General features: G+C 73.2%; 21 protein-coding genes. 14 read left to right on the top strand and 7 right to left on the bottom strand.

Features of this window, described 5'->3' with window-relative positions:
- Positions 1-171: 171 nt before the first annotated feature.
- Positions 172-1,971 (top strand): bifunctional metallophosphatase/5'-nucleotidase, encoded by a 1,800-nt coding sequence (locus ACZ5OX_RS29155; RefSeq protein WP_465634216.1) that lies wholly within the window; start codon positions 172-174, stop codon positions 1,969-1,971.
- A gap of 60 nt (positions 1,972-2,031) precedes the next feature.
- Here the strand turns inward: ACZ5OX_RS29155 and ACZ5OX_RS29160 are convergent, their stop codons facing one another.
- The 5 genes from ACZ5OX_RS29160 to ACZ5OX_RS29180 all read right to left on the bottom strand — a co-directional run bounded on the left by ACZ5OX_RS29160 (position 2,032) and on the right by ACZ5OX_RS29180 (position 7,609).
- On the bottom strand, positions 2,032-3,528 hold the full coding sequence (locus ACZ5OX_RS29160) for a HAMP domain-containing sensor histidine kinase (RefSeq protein WP_465634217.1): 1,497 nt from the start codon (positions 3,526-3,528) through the stop codon (positions 2,032-2,034).
- The gene (locus ACZ5OX_RS29165; protein WP_402406154.1) at positions 3,525-4,295 is read right to left on the bottom strand and encodes a response regulator transcription factor; all 771 of its coding nucleotides are present in this window, start codon (positions 4,293-4,295) and stop codon (positions 3,525-3,527) included. The genes ACZ5OX_RS29160 and ACZ5OX_RS29165 overlap by 4 nt, the downstream gene beginning before the upstream one ends.
- A 79-nt stretch (positions 4,296-4,374) precedes the next feature.
- Positions 4,375-5,556 (bottom strand): S1C family serine protease, encoded by a 1,182-nt coding sequence (locus ACZ5OX_RS29170; RefSeq protein WP_465634218.1) that lies wholly within the window; start codon positions 5,554-5,556, stop codon positions 4,375-4,377.
- A gap of 115 nt (positions 5,557-5,671) precedes the next feature.
- Complete coding sequence (locus ACZ5OX_RS29175) at positions 5,672-6,730, bottom strand: LacI family DNA-binding transcriptional regulator (protein ID WP_449792224.1); 1,059 nt, start codon at positions 6,728-6,730, stop codon at positions 5,672-5,674.
- 150 nt (positions 6,731-6,880) lie between these two features.
- Positions 6,881-7,609, bottom strand: a complete 729-nt coding sequence (locus tag ACZ5OX_RS29180; protein ID WP_402406160.1) for a response regulator transcription factor — start codon at positions 7,607-7,609, stop codon at positions 6,881-6,883.
- 726 nt (positions 7,610-8,335) lie between these two features.
- Here ACZ5OX_RS29180 and ACZ5OX_RS29185 point away from each other — a divergent pair.
- From ACZ5OX_RS29185 to ACZ5OX_RS29215, 7 genes are all read left to right on the top strand, one after another.
- Positions 8,336-8,629: a MoaD/ThiS family protein gene (locus tag ACZ5OX_RS29185; RefSeq protein ID WP_392882623.1), complete on the top strand. Its 294-nt coding sequence runs from the start codon at positions 8,336-8,338 to the stop codon at positions 8,627-8,629.
- Positions 8,630-8,634: 5 nt separating this feature from the next.
- The gene (locus ACZ5OX_RS29190) at positions 8,635-10,068 is read left to right on the top strand and encodes a hypothetical protein (protein WP_465634220.1); all 1,434 of its coding nucleotides are present in this window, start codon (positions 8,635-8,637) and stop codon (positions 10,066-10,068) included.
- A gap of 162 nt (positions 10,069-10,230) precedes the next feature.
- A complete protein-coding gene (locus ACZ5OX_RS29195) occupies positions 10,231-10,965 on the top strand; it encodes an LmeA family phospholipid-binding protein (RefSeq protein WP_465634221.1) in 735 nt (244 codons plus the stop codon).
- 224 nt (positions 10,966-11,189) lie between these two features.
- On the top strand, positions 11,190-11,270 hold the full coding sequence (locus ACZ5OX_RS29200) for an Ms5788A family Cys-rich leader peptide (RefSeq protein ID WP_350517234.1): 81 nt from the start codon (positions 11,190-11,192) through the stop codon (positions 11,268-11,270).
- Positions 11,271-11,503: 233 nt separating this feature from the next.
- Complete coding sequence (locus ACZ5OX_RS29205; protein ID WP_449792226.1) at positions 11,504-12,340, top strand: sulfurtransferase; 837 nt, start codon at positions 11,504-11,506, stop codon at positions 12,338-12,340.
- Between the two features lie 40 nt (positions 12,341-12,380).
- Positions 12,381-12,671 carry a DUF1416 domain-containing protein gene (locus ACZ5OX_RS29210; RefSeq protein WP_030288989.1) on the top strand — a complete coding sequence of 97 codons (291 nt, stop codon included), beginning with the start codon at positions 12,381-12,383 and terminating at the stop codon, positions 12,669-12,671.
- 73 nt (positions 12,672-12,744) lie between these two features.
- Complete coding sequence (locus ACZ5OX_RS29215; RefSeq protein WP_449792227.1) at positions 12,745-13,017, top strand: DUF3099 domain-containing protein; 273 nt, start codon at positions 12,745-12,747, stop codon at positions 13,015-13,017.
- Between the two features lie 13 nt (positions 13,018-13,030).
- Here ACZ5OX_RS29215 and ACZ5OX_RS29220 read toward each other — a convergent pair whose 3' ends face one another.
- The gene (locus tag ACZ5OX_RS29220; RefSeq protein WP_392882614.1) at positions 13,031-13,393 is read right to left on the bottom strand and encodes a DsrE family protein; all 363 of its coding nucleotides are present in this window, start codon (positions 13,391-13,393) and stop codon (positions 13,031-13,033) included.
- Positions 13,394-13,763: 370 nt separating this feature from the next.
- On the opposite strand from ACZ5OX_RS29220, the gene ACZ5OX_RS29225 reads away from it, so the two are divergent.
- The 3 genes from ACZ5OX_RS29225 to ygfZ all read left to right on the top strand — a co-directional run bounded on the left by ACZ5OX_RS29225 (position 13,764) and on the right by ygfZ (position 15,898).
- The gene (locus ACZ5OX_RS29225; protein ID WP_402406171.1) at positions 13,764-14,348 is read left to right on the top strand and encodes a heme-binding beta-barrel domain-containing protein; all 585 of its coding nucleotides are present in this window, start codon (positions 13,764-13,766) and stop codon (positions 14,346-14,348) included.
- Between the two features lie 103 nt (positions 14,349-14,451).
- Positions 14,452-14,916, top strand: coding sequence for a Fur family transcriptional regulator (locus ACZ5OX_RS29230; RefSeq protein WP_402406172.1), 465 nt, complete (start codon positions 14,452-14,454; stop codon positions 14,914-14,916).
- Between the two features lie 19 nt (positions 14,917-14,935).
- Positions 14,936-15,898: a CAF17-like 4Fe-4S cluster assembly/insertion protein YgfZ gene (gene ygfZ, locus ACZ5OX_RS29235; RefSeq protein ID WP_465634365.1), complete on the top strand. Its 963-nt coding sequence runs from the start codon at positions 14,936-14,938 to the stop codon at positions 15,896-15,898.
- A gap of 36 nt (positions 15,899-15,934) precedes the next feature.
- Here ygfZ and dtd read toward each other — a convergent pair whose 3' ends face one another.
- Positions 15,935-16,375 carry a D-aminoacyl-tRNA deacylase gene (gene dtd / locus ACZ5OX_RS29240; protein ID WP_359818859.1) on the bottom strand — a complete coding sequence of 147 codons (441 nt, stop codon included), beginning with the start codon at positions 16,373-16,375 and terminating at the stop codon, positions 15,935-15,937.
- 553 nt (positions 16,376-16,928) lie between these two features.
- Between dtd and ACZ5OX_RS29245 the strand changes: the two genes are divergently transcribed.
- The 3 genes from ACZ5OX_RS29245 (at position 16,929) to ACZ5OX_RS29255 (ending at position 18,927) form a co-directional block, all read left to right on the top strand.
- On the top strand, positions 16,929-17,549 hold the full coding sequence (locus tag ACZ5OX_RS29245; protein ID WP_449792251.1) for an RsiG family protein: 621 nt from the start codon (positions 16,929-16,931) through the stop codon (positions 17,547-17,549).
- 74 nt (positions 17,550-17,623) lie between these two features.
- Complete coding sequence (locus tag ACZ5OX_RS29250) at positions 17,624-18,592, top strand: asparaginase (protein WP_465634224.1); 969 nt, start codon at positions 17,624-17,626, stop codon at positions 18,590-18,592.
- A 125-nt stretch (positions 18,593-18,717) separates the two neighbouring features.
- The gene (locus tag ACZ5OX_RS29255) at positions 18,718-18,927 is read left to right on the top strand and encodes a dodecin (RefSeq protein WP_030288965.1); all 210 of its coding nucleotides are present in this window, start codon (positions 18,718-18,720) and stop codon (positions 18,925-18,927) included.
- Positions 18,928-19,069 lie beyond the last annotated feature (142 nt).

Genomic DNA, 19,069 nt, shown 5'->3' on the forward strand with positions numbered 1-19,069 from the left:
CGGGCTCCGCGCCCCTCGGACGGCGATGGTTCGTCAGTAGGTAATCCTCTCGTTACGTTCGACGTCCTGACAGCTACGCGCGTTGACCATAGGCTTCGCAGTCGCAACACATGCCCGAACGCCGATGCTGTCCACAGCCGGTGCTCCTTCCAAGGTGCAGGGGAACCCTTCATGCTCACCGTCAGATCCCGACGGACGGCGCTCGCCGTCGTCGCCGCCGCAGGTCTGTTCGGCACGGTGGTCGTGCCGACGGCCGCCCAGGCCGCCGACGCCGACGCCAAGCGCCACAAGACCGTCAACCTCCAGCTGCTGGCGATCAACGACTTCCACGGCAACCTGGAGCCCCCGGCCGGCTCGTCCGGCACGATCAAGGAGATCGACCCGGCCACCGGCAAGGAGGTCGCCACCCCGGCCGGCGGCATCGAGTACCTGGCCACCGAGCTGCGCAAGGCGCGCATCCCGGCCGACGACTCGATCACCGTCGCCGCCGGCGACATCATCGGCGCCAGCCCGCTGACCTCGGCGCTCTTCCACGACGAGCCGACCATCGAGGCGATGGACAAGCTCGGCCTGGACGTCACCTCCGTGGGCAACCACGAGTTCGACGAGGGCGCGCAGGAGCTGCGGCGCATGCAGGACGGCGGCTGCCACCCGACCGACGGCTGCTACGAGCCCGGCCGCACCTTCAAGGGCGCCAACTTCAACTTCCTGTCGGCCAACGTCACCGACGAGAAGTCCGGCAAGCCGCTGCTGGCCCCGTACTGGATCACCAAGTCCCAGGGCGTGAAGGTCGGCTTCATCGGCGTCACCCTGGAGGGCACGCCGAACATCGTGACCGCCGAGGGCATCAAGGGGCTGAAGTTCGCCAACGAGGTCACCACGATCAACAAGTACGCCGCCGAGCTCAAGGCCAAGGGCGTCAACTCGATCGTCGCGCTGATCCACGAGGGCGGTTACCCGGCCAGCGGCGTCTACAACTACGACTGCGGCGCGGCCGGCCAGGGCATCTCGGGCCCGATCGTCGACATCGCGAAGAAGATCGACCCTGCGGTCGGCGCCATCGTCACCGGCCACACACACAACGCGTACGCCTGCAGCATCCCCGACCCCAACGGCGTCCCGCGCTCGGTGACCAGCGCCGCCTCCTTCGGCCGGCTGTTCACCGAGATCGACATGAAGCTGGACAAGACCACCGGCGAGATCGTGCGTCCCTCGGTCAAGGCCGAGAACCACGTGGTGCGCCGCACGGTCGAGAAGGCGCCCGACATGACGGCGCTGGTCGGCCACTACTCCAAGCTGGCCGCCCCGATCGCCAACCGTCCGATCGGCTACATCGCCTCGGACATCAACGGCCGCGGCAACGGCGACCCGGAGAAGCCGCTCGGTGACGTGATCGCCGACGCGCAGCTCGCCGGGCTGGCCCCGGCCGACAAGGGCGGCGCGCAGGTCGCCTTCATGAACCCCGGCGGCATCCGCTCCGACCTGGTCTACAAGGCCTCGGGCGGCGAGGGCGACGGCGTGGTGACCTACGGCGAGGCGTTCACCGTCCAGCCGTTCACCAACATGATGCAGGTCAAGACGCTGACCGGCGCCCAGCTGATCCAGCTGCTCCAGCAGCAGGTGAGCGGCTCCAATGCCGCCGCGCCGAAGATCCTCCAGGTGTCCTCGAACCTGCACTACACCCTGGACATGCGCAAGACCGGTGCGGACCGCGTGGTCCTGGACTCGGTCCGGCTGAACGGCGCCCCGGTCGACCCGGCCGCCACGTACCGCGTCGCGGCCAACGAGTTCCTGGCCGGCGGCGGTGACGGCTTCCCCGCCTTCGCGGCCGGCACCGACAAGCTGGTCGGCGCCTCGGACCTGGACGTCTTCACCGCCTACCTGGGTGCCCACAGCTCGGCGGCCGCGCCGCTCCAGGCCCCGGCGCAGGACCGGATCAAGGTCATCGGCCCGGGCAGCACCATCGACTGACCGTGAGCCGGCCATGGGGCGGGTGGGAGCGCTGTCGGGGCGCCCCCACCCGCCCTTCCGTCATTCCGGGGCGGGGCCGCCGGGCAGGCGGACGGTGGCCAGCGCGCCCGGGCCGCCGTCGGTGGCGGGGCCGAGGGTGACCTCGCCGCCGGCCTCCCGGACGCTCTGGGCGACGATCGAGAGCCCGAGGCCGGAGCCGGGCAGCTGGCGCGAGGACGGCGAGCGCCAGAACCGGTCGAAGACGTACTGGAGCTCGTCCGGTGGGATGCCGGGGCCGTGGTCGCGGACGGTCAGGACGCCCTGGTGCAGCCGGACGTCGATGGTGCCGCCGGGCGGGCTGTACTTGACCGCGTTGTCCAGCAGGTTGATCACGGCCCGTTCCAGCCCGGCCGCGTCGCCGTGCACGTACCAGGGCTCGGTGTCGGTCTCGAAGACCAGCCCCGGGCCGCGCAGCTCGGCCCGTTCGACGGCCCGTCCGGTGATCTCGTGCAGGGCGACCACGGTCGGTGCCGGACCGCTCTTCGGGGTGTCCGGGCGGGAGAGCTGGAGCAGGTCGCCGATCAGGACGGTGAGTTCCTGCATCTGCGCCTTCATGTTGCCGAGCAGCTTGGTCTTGGTCGCGGCGGGCAGCGGGCGGCCGGTGTCGTTGCTGCGGATCAGCAGGTCGACGTTGGTGCGCAGGGAGGTCAGGGGGGTGCGCAGTTCGTGTCCGGCGTCGGCTATCAGCCGGGTCTGCCGCTCGCGGGAGTTGGCGAGGGCGGTGCTCATGGAGTTGAAGGAGGTGGAGAGGCGGGCGATCTCGTCGTCCCCGCGAACCGGGATGGTGGTGCCGACCTCCTCGGTCCTGGCGATGTGTTCGACGGCGTCGGTGAGCCGGTCGACGGGCTTCAGGGCGGAGCGTGCGACCAGGCGGCCGGCGATGGCGGCGAGCAGGATGCCGCCGGCGGAGACCGAGCCGAGGAGGATGGCGAGGCCCTGGAGGGACTCCTCGATCGGCTGGGTGGAGGTGGCCACCATCATGAGTGCCGGGCGTGATCCGTGGGTCGGGGAGATCCGGACGACCGCGGGGGTGCCATCGGTGAACCGGCCGTCGCGGATGATCGACTGGCCGTTCTGGAGCTTGAACCCGGTCAGGTCGCCGGGCTGGACGACTATGGCCTTGCTCGCGTTCGGCGGCAGGCAGACGGCGGTCGGGCCGGCCACCACGTACTGGGTGTCCCGGGCCACCGCGCCGCCGTTCTCCGGGGTGAGGCTCGTCGGCTGTTCCGCCAGGGCCTGGTCCGCGGTCGGGTAGCAGCTCAGGAGTACTCGGGGGGCGGGGGGCATCGGTGCGCTGAGGAGGTCCGTCCGCACCTGCCCGTACAGCTGTTTCTGCACGATGAACCAGCACGCCAGCGCCGAGAGCGCGATGGCCACCGCCACCGCGGCCGCGCTCAGGAAGGTGAGGCGGCCGCGCAGCGAGCGGGAGCGGTACCAGTGGACCAGACGGTGCCGGAGCCCCGGCGTGCGGGGCGGAGCCGGCGGAGGGGCCAGCGGAGGGGGCGGGACGTTGTTCACGCGCTCGTGCCGGAGGCCGGGCGCAGCGCGTAGCCGACGCCGCGCACGGTCTGGATCAGGCGGGGCATGCCGCCCTGCTCGGTCTTGCGGCGCAGGTACATCACGTACACGTCCAGGGAGTTGGAGGAGGGCTCGAAGTCGAAGCCCCAGACCGCCTTGAGGATCTGTTCGCGGGTGAGGACCTGGCGCGGGTGGGAGAGGAACATCTCCAGCAGCATGAACTCGGTGCGGGTGAGCTCGATCGGCTTGCCGGCCCGGGTGACCTCGCGGGTGGCGGTGTTCATCCGCAGGTCGGCGAAGGCGAGCACCTCGCTCTCGTCCTCGACGGCGGCGCGGGCGGCGGCCTCGGCGGCGAGGGCGTTGCGGCGCAGCAGGGCGCGGACGCGGGCGAGGAGTTCGTCGAGTTCGAAGGGCTTGGCGAGGTAGTCGTCGGCGCCGACGTCGAGGCCGGTGACGCGGTCGCCGACGGCGTCGCGGGCGGTCAGCATCAGCACCGGGACGGTGTCGCCGCGCGAGCGCATCCGGCGGACGGCGGTGAGGCCGTCCATCCGGGGCATCATGATGTCCAGCAGGACGAGGTCGGGCCGGTCGCGTTCGACGGACTCCAGGGCTTCGTAGCCGTCGGTGGCGGTGGCGACCTCGTACCCCTCGAAGGCGAGGCTGCTCTCCAGGGCGTCCCGGAGGGCGGGTTCGTCGTCGACCACGAGGAGCCGGGCGGAGGGGTGGGCGGCCTCGGCGGTGGTGCGGTCGTCGGCGGACGGGGTCATGGGCGGGTGCCCTTTCTCGTCGGGTTCTCGTCGGCTGGAGGGCCTGCTGGGAGCAATTGTCCGTCTCAGGGAGTGTGGCTCACAGGCTCTGTCCGGCTGCGAGCTTCGGCAGGACCTGCTTGATGTCGTTGATCGGGATGGCGAAGCCGAGGCCGACGCTGCCGGCCGAGCCGTTGCCGGAGGCGCCGGAGCTGCCGGGCGCGTACATCGCCGAGTTGATGGCGATGACCTGGCCGTTGGCGTTGATCAGCGGGCCGCCGGAGTTGCCGGGGTTGAGCGCGGCGTCGGTCTGGAAGGCCTTGTAGGTGGTGGTGCTGCCGCCGGTGGACTGCGGGGCGGTGCCGCGCATGCCGGGCAGGAAGGGCAGGCCGAAGCCGCCGTTGTTGCTGGTGCTGCCCTCGTCGAGCTGGACGGTGACGTCGCGGTTCTCGGCGCTGATGATGCCGGAGGTGACGGTGCCGGTGAGGCCGTCGGGGTTGCCGATGGCGACCACCGGGTCGCCGATGGCCACCGTGGCGGAGTCGCCGAGGACGGCGGGGGTGAGGTTCTTCGCGCCGGTCGCGGTGATCACGGCGACGTCGAGGGCCTTGTCGGTGCCGGTCACGGTGGCCTGGGCGGTGGAGCCGTCCTTGAAGGTGACGGTGATCCGGCCGCCGCCGGCCGCGGCGGTGTCGATCACGTGGTAGTTGGTGAGGATCCGGCCGTCGGTGTCCAGGACGACGCCGGTGCCGGTGGCGGTGCCGTTGCCGGTCTTGACGGTGATCTGGACAGTGCTGGGCGAGACGGCGGCGGCGATGGCGGCCACGTCGGCGCTGCCGTCGGAGCGGGCGGAGACCGGGCTGGCAATGGTGCCGACGCGGCTGTCGGAGCTCTGCCGGTCGGCGGCGACCAGCCCGCCGGTGACCCCGCCGAGGACGGCGGCGATCGCGGCGACGGCGGTGACCATGGCGAGCCGGCCGCGCAGCAGTCCGCGCCGGGCCCGGCCGCCGTGGTGGCCGGGGCCCTCGGGGGAGCCGGGGCCGAGGATCGTGGGCGGCTCGGGCGGGATCGGCGGGGGCGGCGGCGGTCCGTCGAAGCCGCCGTCGGAGTGGTCCTCGCGGTAGCTGTACCCGGCGGTGGTGCCGGGGGCGTCCGTGGCGGGGCCGGCGCCGAGCACGGTGCCCTCGATCACCCGGGGCTCGTGCGCCCGGTACGGGTCGTACGGCCGGTGGGGCTGGTACGGGTCGTACTGCTCGCTGGGGTGCTGCTGCTGTTCGCTCATGCAGACCAAGCTCGGCCCGGTGCATGAGGAGTGGATGAGAACCGGCTCAGAACGGGGAGAGAAGCCCGTTGGGTTCTCATAAAGCCTGGTCAGGCCGCCTGTCGAGCGGAACCGGCTACTCCGGTGCGGATCGGCCGGGGGTGGTGCCGTCGCAGCCGCAGGAGCGGCGGATGACCAGCCGGGACGGGAAGGTGCGGACCCGCTCGGTGTCTGATCCCGGCACCATCAGCGAGTCGTCCAGCACCAGGTCCACGGCGGCCCGGGCCATCGCGTCGCGGTCGGAGGCGACGGTGGTCAGCGGCGGGTCGGCGAGCGCGGCCTCGGGCACGTCGTCGAAGCCGGCCACCGCGAGGTCCTCCGGGACCCGCAGGCCGACCTCGCGGGCGGCCCGCAGCACGCCGATCGCCTGGTCGTCGGTGGAGCAGAAGATCGCCCGCGGCCGGTCCGGCGAGCGGAGCACGCCGAGCGCGACCTCGTAGGCGCCGTAGCGGTGGAAGGGCGCGTCGATCAGGTGCGGTTCGGTGGGGATGCCGTGGGCGTCCATGGCGCGCTGCCAGCCCTCGACGTGGTCGATGACCGGGTCGCCGGGGGCGGGGGACTCGACCGGGCCGCCGAAGCAGGCCACGTACGGGTGTCCGTGCACCTCCAGCAGGTGGCGCACGATCGCCTCGGCGCCCGCCACGTCGTCGGTGACCACCGCGACGTCGTCGATCGCCTCGGGCCGGCGGTGCAGCAGCACCACCTTGGCGCCCTCCATGGCGGCGAACTCCTCGGCGGCGCGCTGCGAGGGGCCCTGGCTGACCAGGATCAGGCCGGAGACGCGCATCCCGAGGAAGGCGCGGACGTAGTGCACCTCGCGGTCGTCCACGTAGTCGGAGTTGCCGATCAGCACGAGCTTGCCGCGCTCGGAGGCGGCCCGTTCCACGGCGTGCGCCATCTCAGCGAAGAAGGGCTGGCGGGCGTCCGGGACGACCATGCCGATCAGGTTGGTGCGCCGGGAGGCCATCGCCTGGGCGACGCTGTTCGGCCGGTAGCCGAGCTGCTCGATCGCCGCGAGGACCTTCTCCCGGGTCGCGGGCGCGACCGGGCGCGGCCCGTTGTTGATGACGTAGCTGACGACCGCGGTCGAGGTACCAGCCAGCCGGGCTACATCGTCGCGCGTCACTTTGGCCACGGGGGGGAGTCTACGCGTGTGGCCCCCCGGGGCGGCAGTGGGACCTGAGGCCTTGTCCGGCAGGCCGGCGGGCGGCTCCGGGAGGAACCGGACAAGCCGGGCGGTCGGCGGTCCGTCCGGCCCCGGACGGGTGCCGGACGGACCCGTGCCTCAGGCGTCCAGGGGGGCGGGCCGCTGGGCGAGCTCCGGCCGTTCGCCCTTCTCGGGCTTCTCCGGGACGACGAAGCGGTAGCCGACGTTGCGCACGGTGCCGATCAGCTGCTCGTGCTCGACGCCGAGCTTGGCGCGCAGCCGCCGGACGTGCACGTCCACCGTCCGGGTGCCGCCGAAGTAGTCGTAGCCCCAGACCTCCTGGAGCAGCTGCGCCCGGGTGAACACCCGGCCGGGGTGCTGGGCGAGGTACTTGAGCAGCTCGAACTCCTTGAAGGTGAGGTCGAGCGCCCGGCCCTTGAGCTTGGCGGAGTAGGTGGCCTCGTCGACCGAGAGGTCGCCGTTGCGGATCTCCATCGGGCTGTCGTCGGTGACGACCTGGAGGCGGCCGAGGGCGAGCCTCAGCCGGGCCTCGACCTCGGCCGGGCCGGCGGTGTCCAGCAGGACGTCGTCGATGCCCCACTCGGCGGTGACGGCGGCCAGGCCGCCCTCGGTGACCACCAGGATCAGCGGGCAGCCGATGCCGGTGGAGCGCAGCAGCTGGCAGAGGCTGCGGATCTGCGGCAGGTCGCGTCGGCCGTCGACCAGGATGACGTCCGCGCTGGGGGTGTCGACCAGGGCCGCGCCCTCGGCGGGCGCCACCCGGACGTTGTGGAGCAGCAGTCCGAGGGCGGGCAGCACCTCTGCGGAGGGTTGCAGCGCATTGGTGAGGAGGAGGAGAGAACTCATGCCCGGTGGTCCCCTTTCCGGGTCGTCGCGGTCGCGTTACGGCTGCCGCCACAGCCGGATGGCGCACGTGCTGGAGGGGAGGAGGGGACGACGGTCGGCCGCGGCGAACCGGGGGTGCGGACGGCGTACAGGGCGCGACGGCGGGTCGGCCGGGGGTCCCGCAACCCCTGGCGCACCGTTTCTGCCCTGTTCCTCACCGCGAACCCTCCGGTCTGTCCGGTGCCGGGTGGCGGCCCGGTGCCGGGTGGCGATGCCCCGGCCGGCCGGGGCACGTCGTTGTGCCGCGTCAGGCGGGGCGTCCGTGCGGTGCGCCGGGGGTGGACCGACGAATCGCAAGAACGTCCGTACTGGCGTCCTGGAAGCACAAAAGGACCCGGGGGCGACTCTGCCCGGATCCCTCTTGGTGGTCGAGGATAGCCGACCGCCCCCTCGGTCGGGAGTGCCCGAATCCGGCGGTTCGCCCAAATCGGGCGTGCGCCGGGTGAGGCTGGACACAGCGTCGAACGCCGGTCCCGCGCCCCCGGCGACGGTCCGGTGGGCGGCCGCCGGGTGCCGCCCGGCCGTCCGGCCAGGGCGATTGCCGCTCGTGGTGGCGGACACGCCATCATGGGACGCACATCGGAGGCGCTGTTCGGGTCCATCGTTCGGGTGATCGGGCGGCCGTCGCGATGGCGAGCCGGACCGGGGCACCGGGGCCGGGCGAGGACGACGAGAAGGGGTGGCCCGATGGGCGCGACCACCGAGCCCGCGAGCGGCGCCCGGGTGCGCGGGACGATCCGCTACTGGGCGGCGGCGAAGTCCGAGGCCGGGCTGGCCGAGGAGCCGTACGAGGCGGCGACCCTGGCGCAGGCGCTGGCGGCGGCCAAGGAGCGGCACGCCGACCGGCCGAAGCTCGTCCGGCTGCTCGGGCACTGCTCGTACCTGGTCGACGGGGCCCAGGTGGGCGGTCGCGACCACGCGGCCGTCGCCCTGACCGAGGGTGGGACGGTAGAGGTCCTCCCGCCGTTCGCGGGAGGCTGAGCGGCGTGACGGACATGAACAACCCGAACCGCGGCGGCTCCGGCGACTGGCCGCAGCAGCCCCACCCGCAGCAGCGGCCGTACCCGCCCCAGGGACAGCAGCCGTACTTCCCGCCGCAGCAGCCCGACCCGCAGCCGCCGTACGGCTACCCGGTGGACGACGCGGCGACCGCGGTGCTGCCGCTCGTGCCGGCGTTCGACGACGCGGCCGCGACCACCCTGCTGCCGCCGGTGCCGGCGTTCGACGACGCCGAGGCGACGGCGCTGCTGCCGCCGGTGGTGGTGTCCGGTTCGATGCCGGTCGCGCCGCCGCGGCACCAGCAGCAGCCCCCGCAGCACCAGCAGCAGGCCCCGCGGCACCCTCAGCAGCAGCACCCGCAGCACCCGCAGCACCCGCAGCACCCGCAGCACCCGCAGCAGGCTCCGCAGCACCAGCAGCAGCCCCCGCAGCACCCGCGGCGGCGGCAGCCGGTGCAGCCGGTGCAGCCCCAGCCGGACCCGACGATCCAGCTCCAGCAGCCGCCGAGGCCGCGGGCCAGGCACGCGGCCCCGGCGCCGCAGCCGGCCCCCGTGCCGCAGTCGGCGGAGGCCTTCGACCCGCCGACCATGACGCTCAAGCGTCCGCCCCTCCCCGGCCTCCCCGGCCCGCAGGGCCAGGGCGCGCCGGGGTACGCGGCCGCCCCGCCGCAGGCCGGGCCGGCGCAGGCCGTCCCGCCCGCCGGCCCGCGCGGCCGGACCGGCTCGCCGATCATCGACCCGGGCCTGCAGCCGGCGCTGATCACCGCCGGAGCGGCGGCCCTGCTGGCCGGCGGCGCCGCGCTCGGCCAGGTCGCGCTGGCCCTGGTGGTGGCGCTGCTCCAGCTGCTGACGGCGGCCGGCTGGTTCCGGCTGAACGGCATGTGGCCGGCCCGGCAGGGCATCCTGCTCGCCGCGCTGGCCGGCTTCACGGCGGACGCGGCGGTGCTGCTGGCGGACTCCGACGGTGGCGTGGCGGCCGTGGTCGGCACCCTGGGCGGGTTCTTCCTGCTCGTCCTGGTGCTGCAGACGTTCCGCCCGTCGGACCCGAAGGAGCGCTTCTACGCGCTGACCGTGCTCGGCTCGGCCACCGTGGTGACGGCACTGTGCACCACGCTGCTGCTGGCCGACTGGGTGCCCGCAGCGGTGGGTGCGGTGGCGCTGGCCACCCTGCTGGCCGCGGCGCCGCTGCCCGGGCCGAAGCAGCTGGGCCCGGTGCTGGGCCTGGCCGCGGCGGTGGCGCTGGGCCTGCTGGTCGGGGCGCCGGTGGCGCTCGGCGCGCTGGCCGGGCTGGGCGCGCTGGTCGGTCGCCGGGTCGCGGCGTACGACTTCCCGTCCCGTTTCGTGCACATGACGGCGGGCGTGGCGCTGCCGTTGGCGGTGGCGGCGCCGCTGATCTGGATCGCCACCGAGCTGCTGGCCTGACCCTTCCGCTCCGCCCCAGGTCGGATTCCGGCCCCGGAACCATGTTCCGGGGCCGGACGTCGTACGGTCGTGCTAGGGCGGACGTGTCCTGCGACCGCCGTGGAACGACGACTGACGACGACCGACGAACGACCACAGCGACCGGCGACGACGGGGGACACGATGCGCGGATGGCTGAAGGCCACGATCGGCCTGGTGGTGCTCTCCGGCCTGCTGCTGGGCGCCGACCGGATCGCGGTCGGCGTGGCCGAGGACGAGGCCGCCGACCGGATCGTGAAGAGCGGCCGGATGAGCCAGCGCCCGGACGTCTCGATCGAGGGCTTCCCGTTCCTCACCCAGGTGGTGTCGAAGAAGCTGGACGACGTCCGGATCTCCTCGGACGGCCTGACCGTCGGCGACGGCAGCCACCGGGTGGCGCTGCACTCCTTCAAGGCGCGGCTCTCCGGGGTCAAGGTGAGCGACAGCATGAGCAGTGCCACGGTGGACAGCGGCACCGGCAGCGGGGTGATCTCCTACCAGGACCTCGCGCAGCTGCTGCCGCCCGCCTCCGAGCTGCTGCACGGGACCAAGCTGCCGGTGGGCGGCAGCTCCCGGCTGAGTCTGTCCTACGCGGGCCCGGGCAAGGTCAAGGCCGCGCTGGGGCCGATCGCGATCGGCGAGGGCACCGTGCACAACAAGGGCAACACCGTGACGGTGGACGGCTTCCGGCTGAGCTCGCTCGCGGGGATGGTGGCCGGTGCCACCGGCCAGCAGATCGAGCCGATGAGCTTCACCCTGGACTCGCTGCCGGCCGGCCTGAAGCTGGCCGACCAGGAGGGCGGGAGCGGCGGTGTGACGCCGCTGGCGGAGGGCCTCCAGCTGACCTTCGACGGCAAGGACGTCAAGCTCCTGGGCTGATCCCGGCCCGTGCCGGGCGCTGCCGAATCGTTCCGCTCCGCGAGACGCGCTGTCCAGCGCGGACCGCGGAGCGGTGTCGTTTCCGGCCCGCGCACGCCGTCGGAGGGCCTCCGGCGGGGCCCCGGCGGGCCGCGCCGAGGGTGAATCCCATCATCCGGTCGTTTCGATCCCATTATTCGATACGTTGATGACAGCGGGCCTCCGGTGTCCCTAGCATCGTCGGCATGAAGCGACAGACGGACCTCACGAAGCGGCGGGCGGTAGACCTGTGCCGCGTGGCCGCCTGTCTGTGTCGAATGCGCTGACTCGGCGCTCCGGCAGGGCAGTTGACGCCCGCCGCCGATCTTCCCGGTGACCGTGCCCGGCTCTGTGAGCGGGTGGTCCCCGAGGTATTCCGCAGTTCACCGCCCGGCCGCACCGGTCCGCCCTCTCGTCCCAGTATTCGGACGGATTTTCGGACCGTGCCTGCCCGGGCCCCTGCAGCACCCCTCCTGAGCAGCACCTTCCGCACAACCGCCCTCGGATGGAGATCACCACCATGAGCCGCAGCGACGTCCTGGTCGACGCCGACTGGGTCCAGGCCCACCTGGACGACCCGAAGGTCGTCATCGTCGAGGTCGACGAGGACACCTCCGCGTACGACAAGAACCACATCCGCAACGCCGTCCGGATCGACTGGAAGCAGGACCTCCAGGACCCGGTCCGCCGTGACTTCATCGACCAGGCCGGCTTCGAGGCGCTGCTCAGCGCCAAGGGCATCGCCAACGACGACACCGTCGTCCTGTACGGCGGCAACAACAACTGGTTCGCCTCGTACGCCTACTGGTACTTCAAGCTGTACGGCCACGGCGACGTCCGCCTGCTGGACGGCGGCCGCAAGAAGTGGGAGCTGGACTCCCGCGACCTGGTCGCCGAGGTGCCGGCCCGCCCCGCCACCTCGTACACGGCGCAGGCCGCCGACTCCTCGATCCGCGCCTTCCGCGACGACGTGATCGCCGCCATCGGCAACCTGAACCTGGTCGACGTCCGCTCGCCCGACGAGTTCTCCGGCAAGCTGCTCGCCCCGGCGCACCTCCCGCAGGAGCAGTCGCAGCGCCCCGGCCACGTGCCGAGCGCCCGCAACATCCCGTGGGCCAAGAACGCCAACGACGACGGCACCTTCAAGAGCGACGACGAGCTCAAGGCGCTGTACGAGGCCGAGGGCATCGACCTGGCGAAGGACACCATCGCCTACTGCCGCATCGGCGAGCGCTCCGCGCTCACCTGGTTCGTGCTGCACGAGCTGCTCGGCCAGGAGAACGTCAGGAACTACGACGGCTCGTGGACCGAGTACGGCAGCCTGGTCGGCGTGCCGATCGAGCTCGGCAGCAACTGAGCCCCGGCTCGACCCGTAAGTCAGAAGGGAAAACACAGACATGTGCGGTGCGAAGGCCGGCGGCCCGGACCTGGCAGGAGTTGACGTGGCGAACGAGACGATCATCCAGGGTTCGGTGACCCGCGACGGTGAGCCGGTCAACGGCTACGTCCGGCTGCTGGACGAGAACAACGAGTTCACGGCCGAGGTGCCCACCTCGGCGACCGGCCAGTTCCGGTTCTTCGCCCGCCCGGGCAAGTGGACCCTGCGCGCGCTGGTGCCGGGCCAGACCGTGGACCGCCAGGTGGTGGCCTCCCAGGGCACCGCCGTCGAGGTCGCGATCGCGGTCTGACCCCGGTCGGAACGAATCCGGAGCACCCCGAGGGCCCCTGCCGCGCAGGGGCCCTCGGCCGTACCGTGGAGGGGTGCGGGCAAAGCGGCGGCGTCGCTACTACTTCGCCATGATGGGCGTGTGCCTGGGCCTGTTCGTCATGGCCTGGGGCGTGGTGCGGTTCTTCTCGGTCGGCGCGGCGATCGGCATGTGCGTGGTCGCGATGGTCATCCCGCCCGTCGCCGCGGTGTTCGCCAACAAGCGGGACCCGGACGACGACTGGTGGGACGACCCGCGCTGGGACGACCCGAAGTGGGACGAACCCGGTCACGACCGGGACCGCCCCGACCACGAGCGACGCCCGTAGGGCCCGGCGGGCGTCAGTACACGAGCGCCTGGACGCCGTCCGCCATGATCTCGCTGACGAAGACCTGCGCGCCCGCGATGCGGACGCCCTCGACGGTGTCCTTCTGCTCGATCCCGCGCCGGGTCGCGCACTGGGTGCACAGCGTCACCGAGCCGGCCGCCAGGATCGACTCCAGCAGGTCCGGCAGCGGCGCCGCGTGCGGCAGCTCGAACTCCGCCGCCCGGCCCGGCAGTGCGAACCAGGAGGATTCCCCGGTCAGCCAGAGCGAGACCTCGATCCCGCTGGCGACGGCCACCGCCGCCACCGTGAACGCCTGCGAGCACCGCTCCGGCGCGTCCGCCCCTGCGGTGACCTTGATGACCAGTTTCTTCGACATGGCGCCACCATAGATCGCCCGCCACCCCCGCCGTCCGGCATCCCCGGAACCCTTGGGCAAAGCTTGGGCAGCGCCGGGGAGACGGCGGGAACACGGCGGGGAGGCGGCGCGAGCCGCGACGTGGTGGGGCTCACCGCGACCGCCCGGAACCCGGCGGATAGAGTGAGCGGAGCAAAATCCACCACACTGTCGCCGCCTGGGAGCCCCCCGTGTCCGGTCTGGAAATCTTCTTCGACGGTCTGCTGGCCCTCATGGCCGTGCTGATCACCTGGTTCGCCATCTTCTCGGTGATGAAGCTGTACCAGGGCCAGCGCTGAGCCTGCCGTACGGTTGAGGCAGTCCCACACCGACGAGAACAGCGACCAGGAACATGATCGAGATCCCCTCTGACCTCCACAGGGACGTCGTCCCGCTCGCCTTCCTCCTCGGCACCTGGGAGGGCGCGGGAGTCTTCGACTTCCCCGGCGCGGAGAAGTGCAACTTCGGCCAGGAGATCGTGATCCGCCACGACGGCCGCCCCTTCCTGGAGTTCCGCTCCCGCACCTGGGTGCTGAACGAGGAGGGCGAGAAGGTCCGTCCGCTGGAGAACGAGCACGCGTTCTGGCGCATCACCAGCAACCACGACGGCACCAGCGGCGCCCGGGGGATCGAGATCTCCTCCGTCCGCGACGACGGCACGGTCGAGATCTGGTACGGCGAGCTGGCCGACGGCAAGCCCCAGGTCGACGTCTCCACCGACGCCGTCGCCCGGATCGAGGGCTCCCCGGAGTACTCGGGCGGCAAGCGGCTGTACGGCTTCGTCAACGGCGAGCTGCTCTGGGTCGGCGAGAAGGCCGCCCCGAACGTGCCGCTGCGCCCGTACATGTCCGCGCAGCTGAAGAAGGTGCTCAGCCCCGCCCAGCTGATCAAGGACATCAACGACCTGCCGGACGACGGCATCGCGTTCTTCAAGTAGGCCGGTCGCACGACCGGCACTTCGGTGCACGAGGTAGGGACCGGCCCGCGGCCGGTCCCTACACTTGCATCCAGGACCCCCGACCATTGGCAGGGACAGTACCGTGGCGGACACCGGCACCACCGACTGGCAGCTATCCGGCGACTGGAAGGCCGACCTGCGCGAACGCGGGTACCGACTGACCCCGCAGCGCCAGCTCGTGCTGGAGGCCGTCGACGAACTCGACCACGCCACCCCCGACGACATCCTCTGCCACGTCCGCCGGACGGCCAGCGGCGTCAACATCTCCACCGTCTACCGGACCCTGGAGCTGCTGGAGGAACTGGGCCTGGTCTCGCACGCCCACCTCGGCCACGGCGCCCCGACCTACCACCTGGCCGGCCGCCACCACCACCTGCACCTGGTCTGCCGGGACTGCGAGCAGGTCACCGAGACCGGCACCGAGATCGCCCAGCCGCTGGTCGACAGCCTGCGCGAGCGGTACGGCTTCGACACCGACCTCAAGCACTTCGCGATCTTCGGCCGCTGCGCGGACTGCACCGCCAAGCTCGCCGAGGGGCGGTCGTAAGCTGGCCGGTATGACCGGTGTGAAGAGCCCGCTGCTTTCCCTGTCCGGAGCCGTCCCCGCCGAGGGGGCAGACGAAGGCGTCGCCGCCCACTACGGCGACATCTTCCGCGAGCAACGCAACCTGGCGCAGGGCGCGGGCTTCGTGGACCTCTCGCACCGCGGCGTGGTCACCGTGACCGGCCAGGACCGGCTCTCCTGGCTGCACCTGCTGCTCACCCAGCACGTCAGCGAGCTGCCGCCGCAGCAGGCCGCCGAGGCGCTGGTGCTCTCCCCGAACGGGCACGTCGAGCACGCGCTCTACCTGGTGGACGACGGCACCACCACCTGGGCGCACGTCGAGCCGGGCACCCAGGAGGCGCTGGTGGCCTACCTGGACAGCATGAGGTTCTTCTACCGGGTGGAGGTCGCCGACGCGACCGCCGAGTACGCCGTGGTCCACCTGCCGGCCGGCTCCACCGCCGCCGTCGAGGGTGCCGCCGCCGTCCGCGAACTCCCGTACGGGCGTGACCTGTTCGTGCCGCGCGGCGAGCTGGAGCGGCTCACCGCCGGGTACGGCCCGGCGGCCGGGGTCTGGGCGTACGAGGCGCTGCGGATCGAGGGCCACCGGCCCCGGCTGGGCTTCGAGACCGACCACCGGACCATTCCGCACGAGGTGGACTGGCTGCGCACCGCCGTCCACCTCCAGAAGGGCTGCTACCGCGGCCAGGAGACCGTCGCCCGGGTGCACAACCTGGGCCGCCCGCCGCGCCGGCTGGTCTTCCTGCACCTGGACGGCACCGAGGAGACGCTGCCCCCGCACGGCACCGAGGTGCGGCTGGCCACCGACCCGGACGGGCGGGCGCTGGGCTTCGTGACCTCCTCGGCCCGGCACCACGAGCTGGGGCCGATCGCGCTGGCGATCGTCAAGCGGAACGTCCCGGTGGACGCCGTGCTGCTGGCCGGGACGGTGCCGGGCACCCAGGACGTGATCGTCCCCCAGTAGACCGCCGCGCGGCCGGGGCCGCCCGGCCCGACGCGGTCAGACCTCGACGAGGACGGTGAACGGGCCGTCGTTCACCAGCGCCACCCGCATGTCGGCGCCGAACCGGCCCGTCTCCACCTTGGCGCCCAGCGCGCGCAGCTGCGCCACCACCTCGTCCACCAGCGGCTCGGCGACCGGGCCGGGGGCGGCGGCGTTCCAGGTGGGGCGGCGGCCCTTGCGGGCGTCGCCGTAGAGCGTGAACTGGCTGATCACCAGCAGCGGGGCGCCGAGGTCGGAGCAACTCTGCTCGACGCCCTCGTCGTTCGCGGGCAGCAGCCGCAGCGTCCAGAGCTTGCGGGCCAGTTGGGCGGCCTTGGCGGGGGTGTCGTCGTGGGTGACGCCGACCAGGACGCAGAGCCCGGGCCCTTCGATCGCGCCGACGGTCTCACCGGCCACGGTCACCCGGGCCTCGGTCACTCGCTGCACCACTGCTCGCATGCCGCCATTGTGCCGGAGCGCCGCAGGGCCCCTGGGAGGGCCCCCGAGAGGCGTCCGCCGCCGTGCGTCGGCCCGTGCCCCGGGTGCCCGCCGCACCCTTCCCGTCCGCCCCAGCGGCCTACTCAGGGCGCACACCAGGGGCGCGCGTAAAGGTCGTGCACGCCCTGGAGTGCGCGCCTGCGCTGAATCGGGCGCCGCTCTTCCTGCGAAAAGGACCGGTCATATCAGCCACCCCCGTTCGCCAGGGGGCCGTTCGGGTGCACGGGCGGTGCGCGCGCGCCGGGAGGGGTGGCACGCTGGTGGACCGTACGAAGGGTCCGGGGCGCCAGGAGGTCCGCCGCGCCGGGCCGGGTTCGGCCGGGCGGTCGAGCCGGTAGGTCAGGCGTCTGGCGGTGCCGCCCGGTGGGCGGTCGCGGCCGGGGACCGGACCCTCCCGGGGTTCCCGGGGGTGCCGGTGGACGGGACGCCCGGCCCGTCGGGGGCCGGGCCGGACCGGCGGCAGGGACGGGGTGCCGCGAGCGGGCGGGATCGGACGACGTCAGGTGGTTGGGTGATGGACGCGAGCGGCGCGGCGCGGGACCGGTTCGGGCCGGTGGTGCGGGACCCGGGGGGCCCGTACGGTCCGGCGGCGGGCGCGGAGGACGAGCCCGACCTGGAGCGGCTGGGCCTGGAGCAGCTGCGGGTGCTGCGCCGGGAGACCCTGGAGCAGGAGGCCGACCTGTCCTACCTGCGGCGGCTGCTGCACGGGCGGATGGACATCCTGCGCGCGGAACTCGACCGGCGGCCCGGGGTGGGCCCGGTCCGTACGGCCGGCCCGTCCGGCCCCGACCTCGTCCCCGGCGACCTGCTGGACCGGCTGCCGGCCATCCTGACCGACGCGCCCTCCACCGTGCGGCGCTCGGCCCGGCACGTCACCCTCGGCCCGCCGCGCACCGAGGAGTCCCGGCTGGAGGCGGACGCGCTGATGGGCGACGTCCAGCTCGCCGACCTGGCCGCGCACCCGGCCGAGGAGCTGCTGGCCGCCCTGGAGCGGCTGCGGGCGCACGAGCGCGAGGTGTCCGGACGGCGCCAGCGGCTGCTGCGCACGGCCGACGGTTGCAATGCCGAGATCACCCGCAGGTACCGTGATGGGGAGGCACGGGTCGACGACCTACTCGCTGGTGGGCCGCTCTGACCGGGTGAGTCACCGCGGGCGGTGGGACCCGGCTCGCTCCCGGCCCACCCTCGCCCCCGGAAGGCTCATCCGTCATGTCCCTGCCCGTCACCGCGCCCGTTCTCGCCGAGGTCGTGCGCTCCGGTTTCGTCGAGGGCCGCCACCGTGGCTCCCTGGTGCTGCTCGCGGCCGACGGCTCGGTCGAGTTCGCGCTCGGCGACCCGGACGCCCCGGTCTTCCCGCGATCGACCGCCAAGCCGTTCCAGGCGGTGGCCACGCTGCGGGCCGGGCTCGCGATCGGCGGCGAGCTGCTGGCGCTGGCGGCCTCCAGTCACTCTGCAGAATCGTTTCACCTCGATGGTGTGCGGAGCATCCTCGGCTCCGCCGGGCTCGACGAGTCGGCGCTGCGCACCCCGGCCGACCTCCCGCTGGACGAGACCGAGGCGGAGCTGCTGCTCGCCGCGGGCCGCGGGCGCGCCCCGATCCTGATGGACTGCTCCGGCAAGCACGCCGGCTGGCTGGCCGCCTGCACCGCCAACGGCTGGGACACCGCGAGCTACCTCGACCCGGTCCACCCGATCCAGCTCCTGGCCCGCGAGGCCCTGGAGGAGGCCACCGGCGAGACCGCCGTGCACGCCGGGGTGGACGGCTGCGGCGCGCCGCTGCTGGCCGTTTCGCTGACCGGCCTGGCGCGCGGCTACCGCGGCCTCGTGCTGGCCGCCGAGGGCACCGGGCCGCGCCGCGTCGCCGACGCGATGCGCGCCCACCCCGAGTACGTGGCCGGCACCCGCCGGGCCGACACCTGGCTGATGCGGGCGGTGCCGGGCGCGCTGTCCAAGATGGGCGCCGAGGCCGTCCAGGTGGTCGCGCTGCCGGACGGGCGGGCGCTGGCCTTCAAGATCGAGGACGGCGCCGAGCGCGCCCGTGGCCCGGTGTTGGCTGCCGCGCTGCGCCGGCTCGGGGTGGCCGGGGTGGCCGGGGCGGACGGGACCGTCGAGCGGATAGGCGCGGCTCCGCTGCTCGGCGGCGGCGTGCCGGTCGGCGAGGTGCGGGCGGCCTTCTAGGGTCCCTGCCCGGCGGGGTGCGGACGGCCCTCCGGAGCCCCTCGCCCCGGCGGCCGTCGGGGTGCGGGCGAACCCGGGCCGGTGCACGGTGGACCGGGGGCCGTCGCACAGCTGAGGAGTCCGCCATGACCGACCATGTGTACCGGGTGACCGAGATCGTCGGGTCCTCGACCGAGAGCGTCGACGCCGCGATCCGCAACGGGGTGGAGCGGGCCTCCCGGACGCTGCGCAACCTCGACTGGTTCGAGGTCTCGCAGGTCCGGGGCCACCTGGAGGACGGCCGGATCAAGCACTACCAGGTGTGCATCAAGGTCGGCTTCCGGCTGGAGGACTGACCTCCCCGGCGCCGGCCGGGTTCGGACATGACAGGGGCCGGGGGGGGGGGGGGGGGGGGGGGGGGGGGGGGGGGGGGGGGGGGGGGGGGGGGGGGGGGGAGCCGGTGGGGGGGGGGGGGGGGGGAGGGGGACGGAGGGGGCG

The organism is Kitasatospora sp. NPDC032121 (assembly GCF_055580145.1).